The 399-nt window shown below is 62.4% G+C and carries 1 pseudogene; it reads right to left on the minus strand.

Annotated features, from left to right (window positions below):
* Positions 1-387 (minus strand): annotated as a pseudogene (locus tag SB724_RS19465) (hypothetical protein); the annotation flags it as partial.
* Positions 388-399: the final 12 nt, after the last annotated feature.

The raw sequence follows: 399 nt of genomic DNA on the forward strand, positions 1-399 counted from the left end.
GCCGATGGCGACCGCGTGGTCGAGCAGCGAGAGCGTCAGGTTCACCTTCGTCATGCCGTCGTCCTCGAACGCCAGGCGCAGGTCGACTTCCTGACGCGGCCGCGAGAGCTTGTTCTTCTTCGTCTCGATGCCCATCAGCTGTCCGACGATCTCGTCCTTACCGTCGACCTTCGCGCGAATGAACTTCTTGCCGAGCGCGAGGCGCGCGGTGGCATAGAACTCGAAGGCGCCGCCACCCGGCGTCGTCGTCGGGTCACCATAGACCACGCCCGGCTTCGTGCGGATCTGGTTCAGGTAGATGATGGTGACGTTCATCTTCGCCGACTGCTGGTTGATCGCCTTAAGCGTTGTCGAGGACACCCGCGCGAGTGCCGTCGTATCGTTCATGGTGTATTCGCT

It is taken from the genome of Bacillus sp. SIMBA_031 (assembly GCF_046535225.1).
In the GTDB taxonomy this organism is placed as follows: domain Bacteria; phylum Bacillota; class Bacilli; order Bacillales; family Bacillaceae; genus Bacillus; species Bacillus velezensis.